The sequence below is a fragment of the Pseudoalteromonas sp. SR43-5 genome (assembly GCF_014163835.1).
GTDB lineage: Bacteria > Pseudomonadota > Gammaproteobacteria > Enterobacterales > Alteromonadaceae > Pseudoalteromonas > Pseudoalteromonas distincta.
On record NZ_JACJEA010000044.1, the window covers coordinates 1 to 15,297 of the forward strand.

Annotated in this window: 19 protein-coding genes and 2 tRNA genes; 9 read left to right on the forward strand and 12 right to left on the reverse strand. The window is 37.6% G+C overall.

Features of this window, described 5'->3' with window-relative positions; all coding sequences use genetic code 11:
• Positions 1 to 40: 40 nt before the first annotated feature.
• From nhaC to H5090_RS18960, 11 genes are all read right to left on the reverse strand, one after another.
• Positions 41 to 1,504, reverse strand: a complete 1,464-nt coding sequence (nhaC, locus tag H5090_RS18910; protein WP_002961908.1) for a Na+/H+ antiporter NhaC — start codon at positions 1,502 to 1,504, stop codon at positions 41 to 43.
• Between the two features lie 181 nt (positions 1,505 to 1,685).
• Positions 1,686 to 3,710 (reverse strand): carboxy terminal-processing peptidase, encoded by a 2,025-nt coding sequence (gene prc / locus H5090_RS18915; RefSeq protein WP_182696470.1) that lies wholly within the window; start codon positions 3,708 to 3,710, stop codon positions 1,686 to 1,688.
• A 26-nt stretch (positions 3,711 to 3,736) separates the two neighbouring features.
• The gene (proQ, locus tag H5090_RS18920) at positions 3,737 to 4,387 is read right to left on the reverse strand and encodes an RNA chaperone ProQ (RefSeq protein WP_002961909.1); all 651 of its coding nucleotides are present in this window, start codon (positions 4,385 to 4,387) and stop codon (positions 3,737 to 3,739) included.
• Between the two features lie 15 nt (positions 4,388 to 4,402).
• Entirely contained in the window at positions 4,403 to 4,681 is a 279-nt protein-coding gene (locus tag H5090_RS18925) for a hypothetical protein (RefSeq protein WP_002961910.1), read from the reverse strand.
• Positions 4,681 to 5,139, reverse strand: coding sequence for a GAF domain-containing protein (locus H5090_RS18930; RefSeq protein WP_002961911.1), 459 nt, complete (start codon positions 5,137 to 5,139; stop codon positions 4,681 to 4,683). Before H5090_RS18930 ends, H5090_RS18925 begins: the two co-directional genes overlap by 1 nt.
• 128 nt (positions 5,140 to 5,267) lie before the next feature.
• The gene (locus tag H5090_RS18935) at positions 5,268 to 5,648 is read right to left on the reverse strand and encodes a hypothetical protein (protein WP_002961912.1); all 381 of its coding nucleotides are present in this window, start codon (positions 5,646 to 5,648) and stop codon (positions 5,268 to 5,270) included.
• A 173-nt stretch (positions 5,649 to 5,821) separates the two neighbouring features.
• On the reverse strand, positions 5,822 to 6,067 hold the full coding sequence (locus tag H5090_RS18940; RefSeq protein ID WP_165723493.1) for a hypothetical protein: 246 nt from the start codon (positions 6,065 to 6,067) through the stop codon (positions 5,822 to 5,824).
• Between the two features lie 13 nt (positions 6,068 to 6,080).
• Positions 6,081 to 6,893, reverse strand: a complete 813-nt coding sequence (locus H5090_RS18945; protein ID WP_182696471.1) for a CPBP family intramembrane glutamic endopeptidase — start codon at positions 6,891 to 6,893, stop codon at positions 6,081 to 6,083.
• A gap of 119 nt (positions 6,894 to 7,012) precedes the next feature.
• On the reverse strand, positions 7,013 to 7,909 hold the full coding sequence (locus H5090_RS18950; RefSeq protein ID WP_259395140.1) for a LytTR family DNA-binding domain-containing protein: 897 nt from the start codon (positions 7,907 to 7,909) through the stop codon (positions 7,013 to 7,015).
• Positions 7,910 to 8,280: 371 nt separating this feature from the next.
• A tRNA-Ser gene (locus H5090_RS18955) sits at positions 8,281 to 8,371 on the reverse strand.
• Positions 8,372 to 8,454: 83 nt separating this feature from the next.
• A tRNA-Ser gene (locus H5090_RS18960) sits at positions 8,455 to 8,545 on the reverse strand.
• A 251-nt stretch (positions 8,546 to 8,796) separates the two neighbouring features.
• Between H5090_RS18960 and H5090_RS18965 the strand changes: the two genes are divergently transcribed.
• Genes H5090_RS18965 through H5090_RS18995 form a run of 7 tightly spaced genes read left to right on the forward strand, consistent with a single transcriptional unit; the run spans position 8,797 to position 11,936 of the window.
• On the forward strand, positions 8,797 to 9,462 hold the full coding sequence (locus tag H5090_RS18965; RefSeq protein ID WP_008133668.1) for a Bax inhibitor-1/YccA family protein: 666 nt from the start codon (positions 8,797 to 8,799) through the stop codon (positions 9,460 to 9,462).
• A gap of 55 nt (positions 9,463 to 9,517) precedes the next feature.
• Entirely contained in the window at positions 9,518 to 9,871 is a 354-nt protein-coding gene (tusD, locus tag H5090_RS18970) for a sulfurtransferase complex subunit TusD (protein WP_024596911.1), read from the forward strand.
• On the forward strand, positions 9,868 to 10,224 hold the full coding sequence (gene tusC, locus H5090_RS18975; RefSeq protein ID WP_182696472.1) for a sulfurtransferase complex subunit TusC: 357 nt from the start codon (positions 9,868 to 9,870) through the stop codon (positions 10,222 to 10,224). The genes tusD and tusC overlap by 4 nt, the downstream gene beginning before the upstream one ends.
• Positions 10,221 to 10,487, forward strand: coding sequence for a DsrH/TusB family sulfur metabolism protein (locus H5090_RS18980; RefSeq protein WP_008133664.1), 267 nt, complete (start codon positions 10,221 to 10,223; stop codon positions 10,485 to 10,487). Before tusC ends, H5090_RS18980 begins: the two co-directional genes overlap by 4 nt.
• Positions 10,488 to 10,490: 3 nt before the next feature.
• Entirely contained in the window at positions 10,491 to 10,820 is a 330-nt protein-coding gene (locus tag H5090_RS18985; RefSeq protein ID WP_182692962.1) for a TusE/DsrC/DsvC family sulfur relay protein, read from the forward strand.
• Positions 10,820 to 11,506 (forward strand): pseudouridine synthase, encoded by a 687-nt coding sequence (locus H5090_RS18990; protein ID WP_154903033.1) that lies wholly within the window; start codon positions 10,820 to 10,822, stop codon positions 11,504 to 11,506. Before H5090_RS18985 ends, H5090_RS18990 begins: the two co-directional genes overlap by 1 nt.
• Complete coding sequence (locus H5090_RS18995) at positions 11,499 to 11,936, forward strand: NUDIX hydrolase (RefSeq protein ID WP_154903032.1); 438 nt, start codon at positions 11,499 to 11,501, stop codon at positions 11,934 to 11,936. The genes H5090_RS18990 and H5090_RS18995 overlap by 8 nt, the downstream gene beginning before the upstream one ends.
• A gap of 1 nt (position 11,937) precedes the next feature.
• Here H5090_RS18995 and H5090_RS19000 read toward each other — a convergent pair whose 3' ends face one another.
• Complete coding sequence (locus H5090_RS19000; protein ID WP_182692963.1) at positions 11,938 to 13,209, reverse strand: sensor domain-containing diguanylate cyclase; 1,272 nt, start codon at positions 13,207 to 13,209, stop codon at positions 11,938 to 11,940.
• Positions 13,210 to 13,570: 361 nt separating this feature from the next.
• On the opposite strand from H5090_RS19000, the gene mnmA reads away from it, so the two are divergent.
• Together mnmA and hflD are read left to right on the forward strand one after the other, a co-directional pair.
• Positions 13,571 to 14,671 (forward strand): tRNA 2-thiouridine(34) synthase MnmA, encoded by a 1,101-nt coding sequence (mnmA, locus tag H5090_RS19005; protein WP_182696473.1) that lies wholly within the window; start codon positions 13,571 to 13,573, stop codon positions 14,669 to 14,671.
• Positions 14,671 to 15,273, forward strand: a complete 603-nt coding sequence (hflD, locus tag H5090_RS19010) for a high frequency lysogenization protein HflD (RefSeq protein ID WP_182696474.1) — start codon at positions 14,671 to 14,673, stop codon at positions 15,271 to 15,273. Before mnmA ends, hflD begins: the two co-directional genes overlap by 1 nt.
• Positions 15,274 to 15,297 lie beyond the last annotated feature (24 nt).

Sequence of the window (15,297 nt, forward strand, 5' to 3'; positions counted from 1 at the left end):
CCAAAGCAGCTCCTTTTAAGTTAAAAGGAGCTGCTTAAAATTAGGCAGATTGTTTTGGCTTAATACGTAAAATTTTAATGCCTAAGTAGGCATAAACAACCGCTAAAACAGGGTTAATTAAGTTAAAGAAAGCGTAGAGTGCATAATCAAAAGGGTTTATAAGTAAAACGCTTTGCATGTATGCGCCACACGTATTCCATGGAATTAGTGGGCTAGTAATTGTACCGCCATCTTCCAATGTACGAGATAAGTTAACAGGCTTCAAACCACGTTTTTCGTATTCATCTTTAAACATACGTCCCGGTACAACAATCGCTATATATTGATCGGCCGCTATTACGTTAGTTCCTATACACGTAGCTATTGTCGCCGCAATTAACGACCCCGTGCTTTTAGCTATTTTAAGTATACTTTTTACGAAAATATCCAAAAGACCTGTTTTTTCCATAATGGCACCAAACATCAGTGCAGTCATAATCAGCCATGTAGTTGTAAGCATACCAGCCATACCGCCACCGCTGAGTAAGGAATCCATCTTATCATCGCCGGTACTTATGCTAAAACCATCAAAGAAAGTAGTCCAAACAAGTTTGAAGTAGCCAACTAGCTGTCCTTGAGAAACATCAATTTGGCTAGCAATTAGATCAGACTGAAACAACATAGCCCAAACAGCGCCCACAACAGCACCAATTGAGATAGCAGGAAATGCTGGCATTTTTTTAATAGCTAAAACTAAAAGTACGATTAACGGGATCAGCATTTCAAAACCAATATTAAAGTTTTGCTGTAAAATAGCCGTTATTTCATCAATGCGCCCTGCTTCGCTTGAAGCTGTTGCATTAAAGCCCATGAATATAAATATAATTAGTGCAATTACAAAACTCGGTACTGTCGTCCACAGCATATGTTGAATATGCTCAAACAAATCAGCGCCAACAACTGCTGGTGCTAGATTGGTTGTTTCTGACAGCGGGCTTAGCTTATCACCAAAGTACGCGCCAGATATAACTGCACCTGCGGTTACTGTTTGCTCAAGTCCAAGACCCGTAGCAACACCCAATAAAGCAACACCTATCGTAGCAGCCGTGGTCCAAGAACTACCAATACTCATTGCTACAATGCCACAAATTAAACAACTCGCTGCATAAAACCAACTTGGATTTATAACTTGTAAGCCATAATAAATTAGAGTTGGTACAGTCCCAGAAAGTAGCCAAGTACCAATTAATGCACCTACCATAAGTAAAATTAAAATAGCACCAAGTGAAAGCGTTATGCCTTCTATCATAGCTTGTTCTAATTTTTTCCATGTGTAACCGTTTTTAAGACCAATTAAAGCCGCTGCAAAAGTGGCAAATAAAAGTGCTATTTGATTAGGACCGGATGAAGAGTTGTCACCGAATAAGTATACAGCCGCGCCAAGTAAACAGATTAATACAGAGATAGGAATTAATGCATCAAAAAACGAGGCAGGTTTGATTGGTTTATCTTCCAATGGCTTCAAAATAGAGACTCCTACACACACTTGCTGTGTGTTTAATTATTATTTTTAGCACGTAAAGCGCATTAATTGAGCGTCATTAATCCAGCTCAACTTTATGTAATCGAAGATTATAACAATTTAGTAAATTTTAGGTAGTAAAAAAGGCGCCAATGCGCCTTTTTTACAGAGGTAAAACCAGTTATTACTTTTTAGCTATACGACCATAATTAATATAATCTTGAGTAATTAATGCAGCCTCTTCCAAAAATGGGTCAAGCTCTTCAATTACTTCTGGTATATCGTCTAAGTTTTCTACCGGATCTTTACCTAAACGCTTAAGACGTTCGTTAGTACGTACAAGTGCACGTGCTTCACCTTCATCTTTTTCTTTAATACGGTCTGCTTCAACTAAAGAGATAGTTTTACGGTCTTTCTCTTCGTTGTATAAGGTAATGTCATTAAATACATAACCAAATTCTGGCTCTGATTTAATTCGTACTTCGTGTTGTTTTTCAAGGTACGTAATAATAGGTGTTAAATTACCTAGTTTTTTATATTTCGCTTTAACAATGCTGTCCCAAGGAAGTGCATTATCTTGCTTACTTTCGCCCCACTGTGCAGGATCAATTGCTGATGGAAACGAAATATCAGGGATAACACCTTTATGTTGCGTGCTACCACCGTTAATACGATAAAACTTAGCAATAGTATACTGTACACTACCTAACGCATTATCGTATAGGTCATAAGCACGGCCTAAGCCTTTGTGCTGCTGTACAGTACCCTTACCAAATGTTTGCTCACCAATAATTACAGCGCGACCGTAATCTTGCATTGCTGCTGCGAATATTTCAGAAGCAGATGCACTGTAACGATCAACTAACACAGTTAAAGGGCCGTCATAGTAAGTTATACCATCACGATCTTTTTGCTCTTCTATACGGTTATTTAAGGTATGAATTTGAACAACTGGGCCCTGGTCAAAAAATAAACCTGACAATTGTGTTGCTTCATATAATGAACCACCACCATTTTGGCGCAAGTCGATAATAATACCATCAACCTTTTCTTCTTTAAGCTTAGCAAGTTCTACTTTTACATCTTTCGAAAGATTATTGTAAAAGCCAGGAATTTCAATCACCCCAATTTTACTTGTTAAATCAGAATATTTTGCTTCAAATACTTCTGATTTAGCCGCTCTATCTTCAAGTCTGATTTTATCGCGAGTGATTTCTACAACTTTCGGAGCGCCGTGAGCATCAACACCTTTTAAATACTGTAGACGTACTTTAGTCCCTTTAGGACCTTTAATTAAATCAACTACATCATCTAAACGCCAGCCAATTACATCTACAAACTCTTCACCATCTTGAGCAACACCAATAATGCGATCATCAGCTTTAATTTGATCTGTTTTATCTGCAGGGCCTCCCGGCACTAAGCTGCGAATAACGGTGTAATCTTCATCAGGGCTTAATACGGCACCAATGCCCTCAAGCTCTAAGTCCATATCCATTTTGAATTGCTCTGCACGACGTGGCGATAAATAAGACGTATGCGCCTCAATACTGCGTGCTAGCGAATTCATAACAATTTGAAAAGCATCTTCTGAATTTGATTGTACTAAACGTTTTTCTGCATTTTTGTAGCGTTTGGTCAGCACCTCTTTAATGCCTTCCCAATCTTTACCCGTCATTTTTAAACGCAGTGCGTCGTACTTTACACGCTCACGCCAAATTTCATCAAGCTCAACTTGTGACGCAGGCCATGCTGAATCTTCACGGTCAAAAAAGTATTCATCTTCTTTATCAAACGTCATCTCTTTTTCAAGCAGAGTAAGTGAATACTCGTAACGTTCAAAACGGCGTTTAAGACTTAAGTTAAAAATATCAAACGTAAAGTCTAATTTACCGGTAGTAATAGCGTTATCAAAGTCATCACGATATTGCTCAAATGAGGCTATATCGCTGGCTAAGAAAACGCTTTTATTAAAATCAAGGGATTCGATATAACGATCGTACACTTTACTAGAAAGCTCATCGTTAAATTGAACCGGTGTATAGTGTGAACGAGCAAATAAGCTAGCCACTCGTTTGCTAGCAGTACCATGTTGACTCTCTTGCTTGAGCTGGGGTAAATCGTCAATAGTAACGGCTTCTACAGCAGCAAATAATGAACCTGAAAACAGGGCAGCAACTAACGGAATGAGCGTAAACTTTTTACTCATACACAACTCCTTAATTTATTTACAACTTAAACAATGTATAAGCTGTCAGCTTTGGTTTTAACTTGCATACCTGTTACTAACTCAACATGAACATCGTCTTTGTTCACTTCAGTTATTACTGCATTTACAAGTGCTTGGCCAAGTTTAACCTTAACCTTATTATTAACCTTGACCTCAGTTGCTGGCAAAGGTTCAATTTTTCCTGAACGCTTAGCCGGCGCTGCTTTAGCAGGTTTGTTAGCTGCAGGAGCGTTTTTATCGCCTGGTTTGCTAGCATGAGCTGGTTTTTTCTTGAAAGATTTAGAATCAGAATCTTGGCGAGGACGCTGTTGTTTTTTGCGTTTAGCCATTTTAGCGCGGCTTTCTTCCAATGCTTTTTGTGCATGGTCGATATGCTCTTGCTCAACTTTTTCACCTTGATTACCATCAAGATCAATACGAAACTCTGACTTGGTCACAGCTTCTAAATAACGCCAGTTAGACGTGTATTTTCTAAGCGCTTGACGAACTTGAGTCTTACTTACTTTTTCAGACCCTTCAATACGCTCAGCAATATCTTTAAAAATACCTACTTTAAGCGGCTTGATGCCATCTTTTTGTTTAAAACATTGTGGGAATTCTTGATATAAAAATTCCAACACTTCATTAATATCTTTTAGCTTGTTTGTGGTTTCCATTTTAGAACCTATTTTTCACATCTTTTCATCAAGGGACGAATCGACGTAGTGTGTTACCCAGTCGACCAACTCTTCGAAATCGGCTTCTATAACAGCCATATCACCTCGAAGGTGTTCCCAAATACCATTTATTGTTTCATCAATAAATTCACATTCTGAATCATCTGGAAGACGATCCCATGCAATATGAATCAAATCATTGAGCGTTTCCGCTACATGTTCTTCTTCGCCTTCCCAATCGCCAACATCTTGTACAGCAAATAGGTAGTCTTGAACATTTAGCAAATCTTTCATTACAAGCTCGCCTCTAAGCATTTTACTAATGCTTCTAGACCGGCTTTATCGTCAGCATCAAATCGACCAATACTCGGACTATCAATGTCTAGTACAGCAAATACTTTACCATGTTTCATGATAGGTACAACTACTTCAGAATTAGACGCTGCATCACAGGCTATGTGGCCGTCAAAAGCGTGAACATCTTCAATTAATTGTGTTTCTACGGTTGCCGCAGCAGTTCCGCATACACCCTTTCCTACTGGAATACGAATGCATGCAGGGTTACCTTGAAACGGACCAAGTACTAATTCAGTAGGAGAATCCATAAAGTAAAAGCCCGCCCAATTTACATCCTCTAAAGAGGTAAATAACAGCGCGCTTATGTTTGCCATATTGGCAATTACATTGGATTCACCAGCTATCAGCGATTCAGTTTGCTTAACTAATGACTGGTAAAAATCGTGCTTTTGCATACCAAACTACTTCTTATTAAACATACAGTAGCTAAAGGTACTCTTTGTCGTGAAAAATTGGAACCTTTTGGAGGTAAAAAAAAGGAAATCACACCGTTTATCAGTGCGCTTGGTTAATAATGCTGCGATTATTTTTTTGCCGTTTTACGAAGACCAAACAAAAACAGCCCTGCAGCGAATGCTGACATTACACTATTGATCAAAAATATCTCGCCAGTTGTGGCACTTAATAAGTAACTAAATATCGCTCCGCCTAGTAATCCAAGAGTTAAGACCCCTGAATAATTAACTTTAGAATACTTAAACATGAGTAAATAGCCAGGCACAACAAAAGCAGCCATTGTTAAACCTACTATGTGTGCATTTGATATAGCAGTCATTAATAAGGTAAGAAATATTGATACAAACTCGCCTTCAAGCGTAAGTGAGTAATAAACACCAAGTAAACTGCCTACAATAACAGGCGATAATAACGAAAGCCCTACGCTTTTTGCTAGCTGATGTTTCATTTAAAATCCTTAATACACAAATCTAAATTCTATGTATAAAGCATGCACCAAGATCTAAAGGTTAGAAACAGAGACTATGGTCGTAATTTATGATTAAAAATAAACCTTATTGCAGTTTGAGCCTATTACTTTATTAATAGGCTCATAAGTTTGGGTTACACTTATCAAAATGCTTATAACTTAGCTATTTTATTTGATAACTCAAAGTGGCGAGATGTTACTATTTCCTCAAGCACTGCTACCCTTTTGCTCAACATCGCTGTTTGTTCCTCTAATTTTGTTATCTTGTTATTATTTAGTCCTTTAAATTTTGCGTGCGCTGCCATTATTGTAGTTTTATAGGAGAAATAACGTTTAGTAATAATAAGAATCAAAAAGGGTGAGCTAAATATAATTATTACAATAAATAATTCTAGCATGGTCGTTTCCCACTCAGTTTAAGCTAGCTTGTTGCGTGTAAAGGCCATTTTTAGTGCATTGAAATAATTTTGATAATGTAACTTCGCGCTGCTTTCCTCGTCGAATTAGCATCTCAACATACACAATACTTAACACAATGGCTGTTGCTTTAAATAAGTTACCTTGTAGATCACCTACTGCGCCACCCGACATACCAAATATTCCGTAAGCTGCATTCATAAAAATATGCATCCACATAGGAAACCAAATACGATAACCACATTCACAATATAGCCACGCAAACCATGTACCTGCTACAGTAGTGATTGCAACCGCCATCAAAGCAGAAATCGCATCATTGCCTTGATAAATATGGCCCAGACCAAATATTACTGAACTAATTAATGCCGCAGGCACAAAGCCCCATCTACAATATTTAAATAAAACACCAAACAATGCAGCCCTAAAAATTAGCTCTTCAAAAAAACCCGCATAAACTGAGCCAGTTATTATTGCTGGTATTGATAGGTTAAGTTCATCACTCAAAAATCCATAACCTATTGCCATAGGAGTACAACAAATAATTGCTGCAAGTGCATAGTTAATAAAACCAGAGGAATTGAGCCCTATAGTTTCAAAAGGCTCACTTTGTTTAAACAAAATAATAGCCGCAATAACTAACGGTCCATATAAAAAAGTATATTTAGCGGGGGTAAATAAAATGCCAGTTAGATTATCAAGTTCAGACAACCAGCTAGACCAACCTTCTCCCCAAAACTGCCTCATTACATAGTGGCAAAATACAAATATAGAAATTATTACAAATGCCTTGATAGCGTATTTCATATCTACTTTTCTCGTTAAGTTGTAAATTTCAACTTAATCTTGGCAATAGTAAAAATACAAAGCGACCTATTAGGTCTCAATTACAAGACGAGGTATAAAGCCCATGTTTTAGGGGGGGATTAACATGTTTTTGGGATTAATGACAAAGCATCTTTTATTACTTTTACATAAGAACGAGACACAGGAATTTTAATATCAATTGTATGTAGCGATAATTGCAACCCTCCAGCATTACCACTGTAGTGTTGAATGTTTTGCAGGTTGACCGCATAAGAACGGTGGCATCGTAATATAATTGTTTTTTCTGGAAGCTGCTTTAATAAACCGCTAAGAGATACACGTAATAGTTTACGTGAAGTTGAAGCTCCTTCTTGTATTGTTATTTCACAATAGTTGTCTGAAGATTTAATAAATAAAATATGGTGAGGAGCCGTATTAATTTCGTCGTTTTTGTTATCGCCTTTGAGAGTAATTGTCTTTAACTCAACTTCTCTCAACTGCTCTTGAGCAACGCTAACTGTACTTGGCTTAGTTAAATCTATTACATGCCTATTTACCACAAGTAAAAAAATAAGAGGAAATACACCAATACAAAAAATATACCCTACAAAAAGTAATTGATTCTGCCAATGCCAAGATCCAAGTACAGCAACCACAAAATACCCATGATTGAATATCGCAGTAATTAAAATATATGTGATAGGAATAATAATTAAACGGTTTAATTTACTTAGCTTAAACTTAAGTAACACTATTTCTATGAAACCTGACAATAGCAAAGCACAAAAGGTTACTAACCCATAGCCAAAAAGTCGCAGAAACTTGTAAGACTCGGTATCGCTTGAAGTGCCAAAAGGTTGAAATACAAAAAGTACAAAAAGCGTTATAAACGAAAACATGACGGCACGATATACAACTAACTTTCTCGAATCTAGATCATCTTTGAGCCACAACATCCTATTTTGCATACCTTTAATCCACCAATATTTAAAAATAACACACATTAATATGTGCATTCCAACTCATTTAAAGTTTTTTGTGATGGTCGTTTTATTAAAAACAAAAATAGGAAGAGAACATCAACGTTTTTTAACATCAGAAGATGATGTGTGAGCAATTCTATCTGCTTTTAAGGTTTTACTAATAAGAGATAAGAGATGTAATACCAATTCGCTTAATTAAGTGATCTATTTAGAGGGCGGATAAACGTGTTTACAGCTAGCCAATAAATTCGCTATTTAGTTGTTCAAAATGAGAATTTTTTAACGCAGGGAGCGACACGTTTAGCCACGCAAAATGATTAAGTATTATTGCGGGTTGGTATAAGTGTACTGATATTGTTCCAAACACAAAAAAACCCGCTAAGTTAGCGGGCTATTCTGTTATATGGTGGAGAGATAGGGATTTGAACCCTAGATGGGCTATAAACCCATGCCGGTTTTCAAGACCGGTGCATTCGACCACTCTGCCATCTCTCCGATACTGCTAAGTTAAAAGTAAGAGTGTACTAATAACTATTTAAATGAATGATATTTTAATTACCACACACTTATTAAATAAGTGGTGGAGAGATAGGGATTTGAACCCTAGATGGGCTATAAACCCATGCCGGTTTTCAAGACCGGTGCATTCGACCACTCTGCCATCTCTCCGCACGGCCTGCATAATAGGGAAACCCATCCCTTTTGTGAAGCTTTTTTTTAAATTAATTGTTTAAGTGCCTAAAAAACAATTGATTTGTTTAAAGTTAAAACAAAATGTTTTTAATTTAGCCATTAATATACTTTTATTTAAATATTTAACTCTATTGATCTACAAAGGTTTGCCCAAACATATAAGAGTTGGTAATCTAATTTTAGTTAAATTATCGAAACACACACGTTTCACTTAAAGGAGCTCTACAATGGCGTTTAATCAATCGTACAATACCGCGAAACCGGTAATGTCTACCATTGAAACAAACAAGGTACTTAAAAACACCTACTTTTTACTAGCTATGACACTTGCATTTAGTGCAGTTACAGCCGGTATTTCAATGGCACTACAATTACCTTACTTTATGGGAATTGTGTTTACACTCGTTTCGTTCGGTTTATTATTTGTTGTAAATAAAAAAGCAGATACAGCATCTGGTGTATTTTGGGTGTTTGCTTTCACAGGTTTAATGGGTGCAGGCTTAGGTCCATTGCTTAACCATTATGCCGCATTACCTAATGGCCCAATGCTTATTATGCAAGCCTTAGGTTCTACAGCGCTTATCTTTTTTGGTTTATCTGCTTATGCACTAAATACTAAAAAAGACTTCTCATTCATGGGTGGCTTTTTAACTGTTGGCTTAATCGTTGTGATTGTAGCAAGCATCGTTAATATTTTTATTGGCAGTTCATTGATGTTTATGGTGCTTAATGCAGCAGTTGTACTGATTATGTCTGGTTTGATTTTATTTGATACAAGCCGAATCATAAACGGTGGTGAAACTAACTACATTCGCGCAACAGTGTCTTTATACCTAAGCGTATATAACTTATTTACTTCTTTGCTTGCTCTACTTGGCGCAAGTGATGACTAATTAAATAGTTCTGTTAAAATAGCCCCTTTATTGGGGCTTTTTTATTGGAATTGTTTTGGCACGCTTTGTTCTTTCATTACATACACCACCATCCGATCACGATACCACGCAACGCATAGTTAAATTTGCGAATGCATGTTTAGCCCAAGGGCACACCATTGATGCTATTTTTTTATACCAGCAAGGTATTTATCATGCATCTACCCACTTTGATTTATCCTCAGACGAACTTCAAATTTCAGCACTTTGGCAGCAACTCGCTGATCAAAAACTAAATTTAATGCTGTGTGTTACCGCCGCGCAAAAGCGCGGGTTAGATATTAAAAACACAGGTGTATTTAAAGTCGCAGGGTTAGCTGAATTTGCAATGCTTGCAAGCGACGCAGATAAATGGGTGCAATTTAAATGATAAACGTATTAGTAATGAGTCAGTGCAGCCCATTTGACGATTTAAATATTCGTGATGCACTAGATATGACATTGATTTTTGCTGCTGTTGACCAAAATGTAAGTTGGTTGTTTAGCGGCCCCGCCGTTTTAGCTTTAAAAAAGCATCAGCAACCAAACAATATTGGCTTAAAAGACCTTTTTAAAAATATTAAAACACTCGAAATTTATGATGTTGAAAACATTTTCGTGTGTGAAAAATCATTGCTTGATTATGGTTTAAATAAACATGATTTACTCATAGAGGCAAAAGCTCTTAACTTTAGTCAACAACAAACACTAATTAAAGCGCAGCAACATGTGGTGAACCTATGAGTACGTTACATATTTTTTCAAAGCCGCTTAACTATTACTCGGCAAATCAGCTTGAGAATTTAATTTTATCAGGCGATAAGGTACTACTTGTTGGTGATGCCTGCTTTGCAAAAAAACAATTTAGGCAATTTGCAGATACACTGCTAATACTTGAACAAGACGCGCAAGTACGTGCAATAAAATTAGCAGATAACGATAAAGCAATTAGCTATGAAGACTTTGTGGCACTCACTTTATCAACTAACCAATCCATTACGTGGTAACTCATGCTTGAATTTAACAACCAACAGATTGAAACCGACAAACAAGGCTACTTGCTCGACCATACTTTATGGTCAAAGGAGCTGGCAACTGTAATTGCTACTCAAGAAAACATCACACTTAGTGAGCAGCACTGGGAAGTTATTAACTTTGTTCGTGGTTTTTACATTGAATATAACACCAGCCCGGCAATTAGAATGCTTGTAAAAGCAATGGCTAAAGCACTCGGTGAAGATAAAGGAAATAGCCTTTATTTATATAAATTATTTCCTAAAGGCCCAGCCAAGCAAGCAACAAAAATTGCCGGATTACCAAAACCAGCTAGGTGCATATAATGAGAGCCAAATCAGGCAATAATCAAGCAACACAAGCCAAGCCAAAAAGAAGTACTGGGCGTACTTATTCACGCAGTGCACTTAACAAAACGCCATCTGGTAAAAGAGAAGTAAAGCCGCAAATAGCATCTAAAGACAGAAAAATTGTGTTATTCAACAAGCCGTTTGATGTGCTATGTCAATTTACGGATGACGCAGACAGAAAAACGCTTGCAGAGTTTATACCTATTAAAGAAGTTTACGCAGCAGGAAGGTTAGACAGAGACAGTGAGGGTTTATTGCTTTTAACAAACTGTGGGAAACTACAAAACACCTTAACTGCTCCTGATAAAAAAACGAATAAAACCTACTGGGCACAAGTTGAGGGTGAACCAACGAGTGAATCAATTAATGATTTATGTAATGGCGTAGAACTTAAAGACGGGCTTACACTCCCCGCTAACGTTAAAATAATTGATGAGCCAACAATTTGGGCGCGTAATCCCCCTGTACGCGAGCGAAAAGCAATCCCTACCACTTGGCTAAGTATTACCATTAATGAAGGTAGAAACAGACAAGTTCGTCGAATGACCGCGCATATTGGACACCCTACACTTCGCCTCATCCGCTATAGCATTGGCAACTATACGTTGGATGATATTAATTGTGGTGAATACAAAGTAATTAAAGGCGTAGTTGATGCATAAACCGCATGTCACGGTTGCAGCAATAGTAAAAAAGCAAAATGAGTTTTTACTTGTAAAAGAGCGCGATAAATTTACAAAGCAAATTTGTTACAATCAACCTGCGGGTCATTTAGAGCAAAATGAGACACTTGCACAAGCTGCAAGCAGAGAGCTACTAGAAGAAACAGGCTTAGCGCTTGAGCCAGTCGGCTTTTTAGGTGTGTATAATTTGCATGCCGAAAATGGAGTGCACTATTTGCGATTCTGCTTTTTATTTGAAGCGCCTAATAATATAAAAGCACCAACACCAATAGATTCTGACATTATCAGTGCTAATTGGCATACATTAGAGCAAATAAAATCATTACCGCTTAGGAGCCCTTTAGTGCTCAAGTGTATTAACGACAGCCTGAATCGACCAGCGTTAAGCTTAGAAACCATTTACAATTGATTTACTCAGAGCTTAGCGCTATACAATTACGCCCTTGTTTTTTAGCATAATACAGGGCGTTATCAGCGGCTTTAACAAAGCTGACTTCATTACTATTTGTATAGTTGCTGATGGTATTAATACCCATACTTATAGATAAAAATCCGGTAAAGCTATCCTGGTGAGCAATAGCTAAGCTTTCTACAGCTTTTTGTATTTGCTCAGCTATAAACAACGCTCCTTGCCTATCCGTTTGTGGAAGTAAAACAACAAATTCTTCTCCACCATAGCGAGCCACAAAATCTTCTGGGCGACTAACCGTTGAAGCAATTTTTTGAGCCACGTCATATAAGCACGTATCGCCCGCTACATGCCCATACCGGTCATTAAATTGCTTAAAATGGTCAATATCAATAATAATCATCGATAGCATGCCTTCGCATTCTTTTGCTCGTTCAAACTCATGCGTTAGCTTTTCATCAAACCGACGCCTATTCGCAATTTTGGTTAATGCATCCAAAAAGGCCATATCCCTGAGTATATCTTCTGCTTCTAAGCGCTCTGTTGCATCATTAAAAACAGCTAAAAACTCTTCACCTATATCAATCCCTGAAATTTCCATCATCACTTGTGAGCCATCACGACAAGAAACTCGATAGTTATTTGCGGGTATGTCGTTATTGTTACTTAGTGCCTTTTCAAGTGAGTCTTGCCACAGCTCTTTTGCAAGTGCTCTATATTGGGGATCTGGATACGCTTTTTCCCACCATGATTTAAGATTTGGCACATCTTCTACTGTATAACCAAAAACATCTACAAAACGTTGATTAACTTTCAAAATATCACCCGTCTTGGCACATACATTACATACTGGCATTGGCAAAACGGTAAATAACCTAGCGTAGTGACTTATCTCATGTTTGCGCATAGGGTTGAGTGTACTTTGAGGTAAGTAACTCATTGGCATATCATTTTTTTCTATACTAAGCTTTTCGTCCATTTCTAAAGCGAAATACCATTCAAGCCACCAGTGCTCTACATGATCAAGCACCTTTAACTCAACGTTTTTTTTAACTGTTGAACCTTTTATTAAGCTAAATAACTCATGTACATGGTTTGGCTCTTGGTAAATATGAGGGTTTTTGAGTTTTATTAACTCATAAAAAAGATGATAGGCTGATTTTTTAAACTCTGTCGTTTTGCTAGAAAGTAATTCGCTATCCACAAAATCAGGTTTTCGTGTGTAATGCTCAACTAAAGAATTTATCTTGTTTATTTGATAGGCATAATTCATATATTCATTCCATTGACTATATTTCAAGCGGCTTTAAAGTGGTTTACATTCATATACTCACCACTATTTTATTTTTATTAAGTGTATATTTACTCTAGTAGTTTTAAAAGAAAATACTATTAATAAAACTCAATAACTACATGAATTATTCTATAGTCTTAATTTATTAGTAAAGATCACTTTAATATTACTAAAGTTACAGCCTGATAATGCGTTTAAGTCTAGTTTGCTATTTGTTATACAAATAAAATAGTGACAAATTATGTCCTTTGCCGCCCTACGCTCTTTAAGCACAAACAAAATACATGCTATAATCGCGGCCTTTCCAAGTTAACAGCAATCTGTATAAGCGAAATTATTCATGAGCGAAAATAGTCACATTAAAGTCATTGTTGGCATGTCCGGCGGTGTTGATTCTTCTGTATCTGCATATTTATTACAACAACAGGGCTACCAAGTAGAAGGCCTGTTTATGAAGAACTGGGAAGAAGACGACAATGATGAATACTGTGCCGCCGCTGATGACTTAAAAGATGCACAAGCCGTGTGCGACAAATTAGGCATTGAGCTTCACACAGTAAACTTTGCTGCTGAATACTGGGATAATGTATTTGAGTACTTTTTAGCAGAGTACAAAGCGGGTCGTACGCCAAACCCAGATATAATGTGTAATAAAGAAATTAAATTTAAAGCCTTTTTAGAATTTGCGGCTCAAGCACTCGGTGCTGACTTTATTGCAACCGGACACTACGTTCGCCGTGAACTTCGCGATGACAAATACGTAATGTGTCGCGGACTTGATAACAATAAAGATCAAAGCTACTTCTTATATACCCTAAGCCATGAACATATTGGCCAAACGTTATTCCCTGTAGGCGATATCGAAAAACCAGAAGTGCGCCGCATAGCAGAAGAACAAGACCTAATCACTCACGATAAAAAAGACAGCACCGGAATTTGCTTTATCGGTGAGCGTAAATTTAAAGACTTTTTACAAAAGTTCTTACCAGCGCAACCTGGCGTTATCGAAGACACTGACGGTAATAACGTAGGCGAGCACGAAGGCTTAATGTACCACACACTTGGACAACGCAAAGGCTTGTTAATTGGTGGTATGAAGGAAGGTTCTGGCGAACCATGGTACGTAGTTGATAAAGATTTAAAACGTAACGTACTTGTTGTTGGCCAAGGCAAAGATCACCCTCGCCTATACAGTAATGGTCTTAATGCAAACCAATTACATTGGGTAGACCGCGTTGGCCCTAAAGGTACCACTCGCTGCACAGTTAAAACACGTTACCGCCAAGAAGACTTAAGCTGTACCCTACTTGTAGGTGAAGACGGCATGGCTCGTGTATTATTTGATGAACCACAAAAAGCAGTTACGCCTGGTCAATCTGCTGTATTTTATGCAGAAGATGTGTGTTTAGGTGGTGGTATTATTGACTCGGTGATTAAGTAATGAATGAACACCAAGTCATGGCGCTTGCCGCCATGTGCCAGGTTGCTAAGCAAGTTCAAAAAATTGCCCAGTACGGCAGTAATAATGAGCACGACTTAGAAGTATTACTTTCAAGCATTATTCAAACATCACCGGCATCGCCAGAAGATGTTTACCAAGGTACTGACAACTTACGTGATGGCTATAGAACATTAATGGCGCAGCTAACTGCTGGCGCTCAAAAAGATGTTGAAATAGTAAAATACGTAGGTGGTTTGATGCAGCTTGAGCGAGCACTAAGTGCAAACGACAAAAGCTTAAACGAATTAGGCAAACGAATTGATGATATTCATCGTCGTTTAGATCATTTTGCTATTACCGACGAGAGCGTTGTTGCCGGTTTAGCAGATATATACTCGTCGGTGCTGAGCCCCCTTGGGCACCGAATACAGGTTTATGGTAAACCCGAGTTATTAAAACAGCAGCTCACTCAAAATAAAATCCGTGCGTTATTATTAGCCGGCATTAGAAGTGCAGTATTATGGCGACAAATGGGCGGTAAACGCCGTCACTTTTTCTTTGCAAAAAGAAAAATACTCGCCATTGCTAAAACAAAAATTTAACTATCGTTCAAACTAAAATTTAGG

What these genes read in the sequence shown, in the direction of transcription:
- prc (WP_182696470.1), bottom strand. Translation starts at nt 3,710, where the DNA reads ATGAGTAAAAAGTTTACGCTCATTCCGTTAGTTGCTGCCCTGTTTTCA.
- proQ (WP_002961909.1), bottom strand. Translation starts at nt 4,387, where the DNA reads ATGGAAACCACAAACAAGCTAAAAGATATTAATGAAGTGTTGGAATTT.
- H5090_RS18925 (WP_002961910.1), bottom strand. Translation starts at nt 4,681, where the DNA reads ATGAAAGATTTGCTAAATGTTCAAGACTACCTATTTGCTGTACAAGAT.
- H5090_RS18930 (WP_002961911.1), bottom strand. Translation starts at nt 5,139, where the DNA reads ATGCAAAAGCACGATTTTTACCAGTCATTAGTTAAGCAAACTGAATCG.
- H5090_RS18935 (WP_002961912.1), bottom strand. Translation starts at nt 5,648, where the DNA reads ATGAAACATCAGCTAGCAAAAAGCGTAGGGCTTTCGTTATTATCGCCT.
- H5090_RS18940 (WP_165723493.1), bottom strand. Translation starts at nt 6,067, where the DNA reads ATGCTAGAATTATTTATTGTAATAATTATATTTAGCTCACCCTTTTTG.
- H5090_RS18945 (WP_182696471.1), bottom strand. Translation starts at nt 6,893, where the DNA reads ATGAAATACGCTATCAAGGCATTTGTAATAATTTCTATATTTGTATTT.
- H5090_RS18950 (WP_259395140.1), bottom strand. Translation starts at nt 7,909, where the DNA reads ATGCACATATTAATGTGTGTTATTTTTAAATATTGGTGGATTAAAGGT.
- H5090_RS18965 (WP_008133668.1), top strand. Translation starts at nt 8,797, where the DNA reads ATGGCGTTTAATCAATCGTACAATACCGCGAAACCGGTAATGTCTACC.
- tusC (WP_182696472.1), top strand. Translation starts at nt 9,868, where the DNA reads ATGATAAACGTATTAGTAATGAGTCAGTGCAGCCCATTTGACGATTTA.
- H5090_RS18980 (WP_008133664.1), top strand. Translation starts at nt 10,221, where the DNA reads ATGAGTACGTTACATATTTTTTCAAAGCCGCTTAACTATTACTCGGCA.
- H5090_RS18985 (WP_182692962.1), top strand. Translation starts at nt 10,491, where the DNA reads ATGCTTGAATTTAACAACCAACAGATTGAAACCGACAAACAAGGCTAC.
- H5090_RS18990 (WP_154903033.1), top strand. Translation starts at nt 10,820, where the DNA reads ATGAGAGCCAAATCAGGCAATAATCAAGCAACACAAGCCAAGCCAAAA.
- H5090_RS18995 (WP_154903032.1), top strand. Translation starts at nt 11,499, where the DNA reads ATGCATAAACCGCATGTCACGGTTGCAGCAATAGTAAAAAAGCAAAAT.
- H5090_RS19000 (WP_182692963.1), bottom strand. Translation starts at nt 13,209, where the DNA reads ATGAATTATGCCTATCAAATAAACAAGATAAATTCTTTAGTTGAGCAT.
- mnmA (WP_182696473.1), top strand. Translation starts at nt 13,571, where the DNA reads ATGAGCGAAAATAGTCACATTAAAGTCATTGTTGGCATGTCCGGCGGT.
- hflD (WP_182696474.1), top strand. Translation starts at nt 14,671, where the DNA reads ATGAATGAACACCAAGTCATGGCGCTTGCCGCCATGTGCCAGGTTGCT.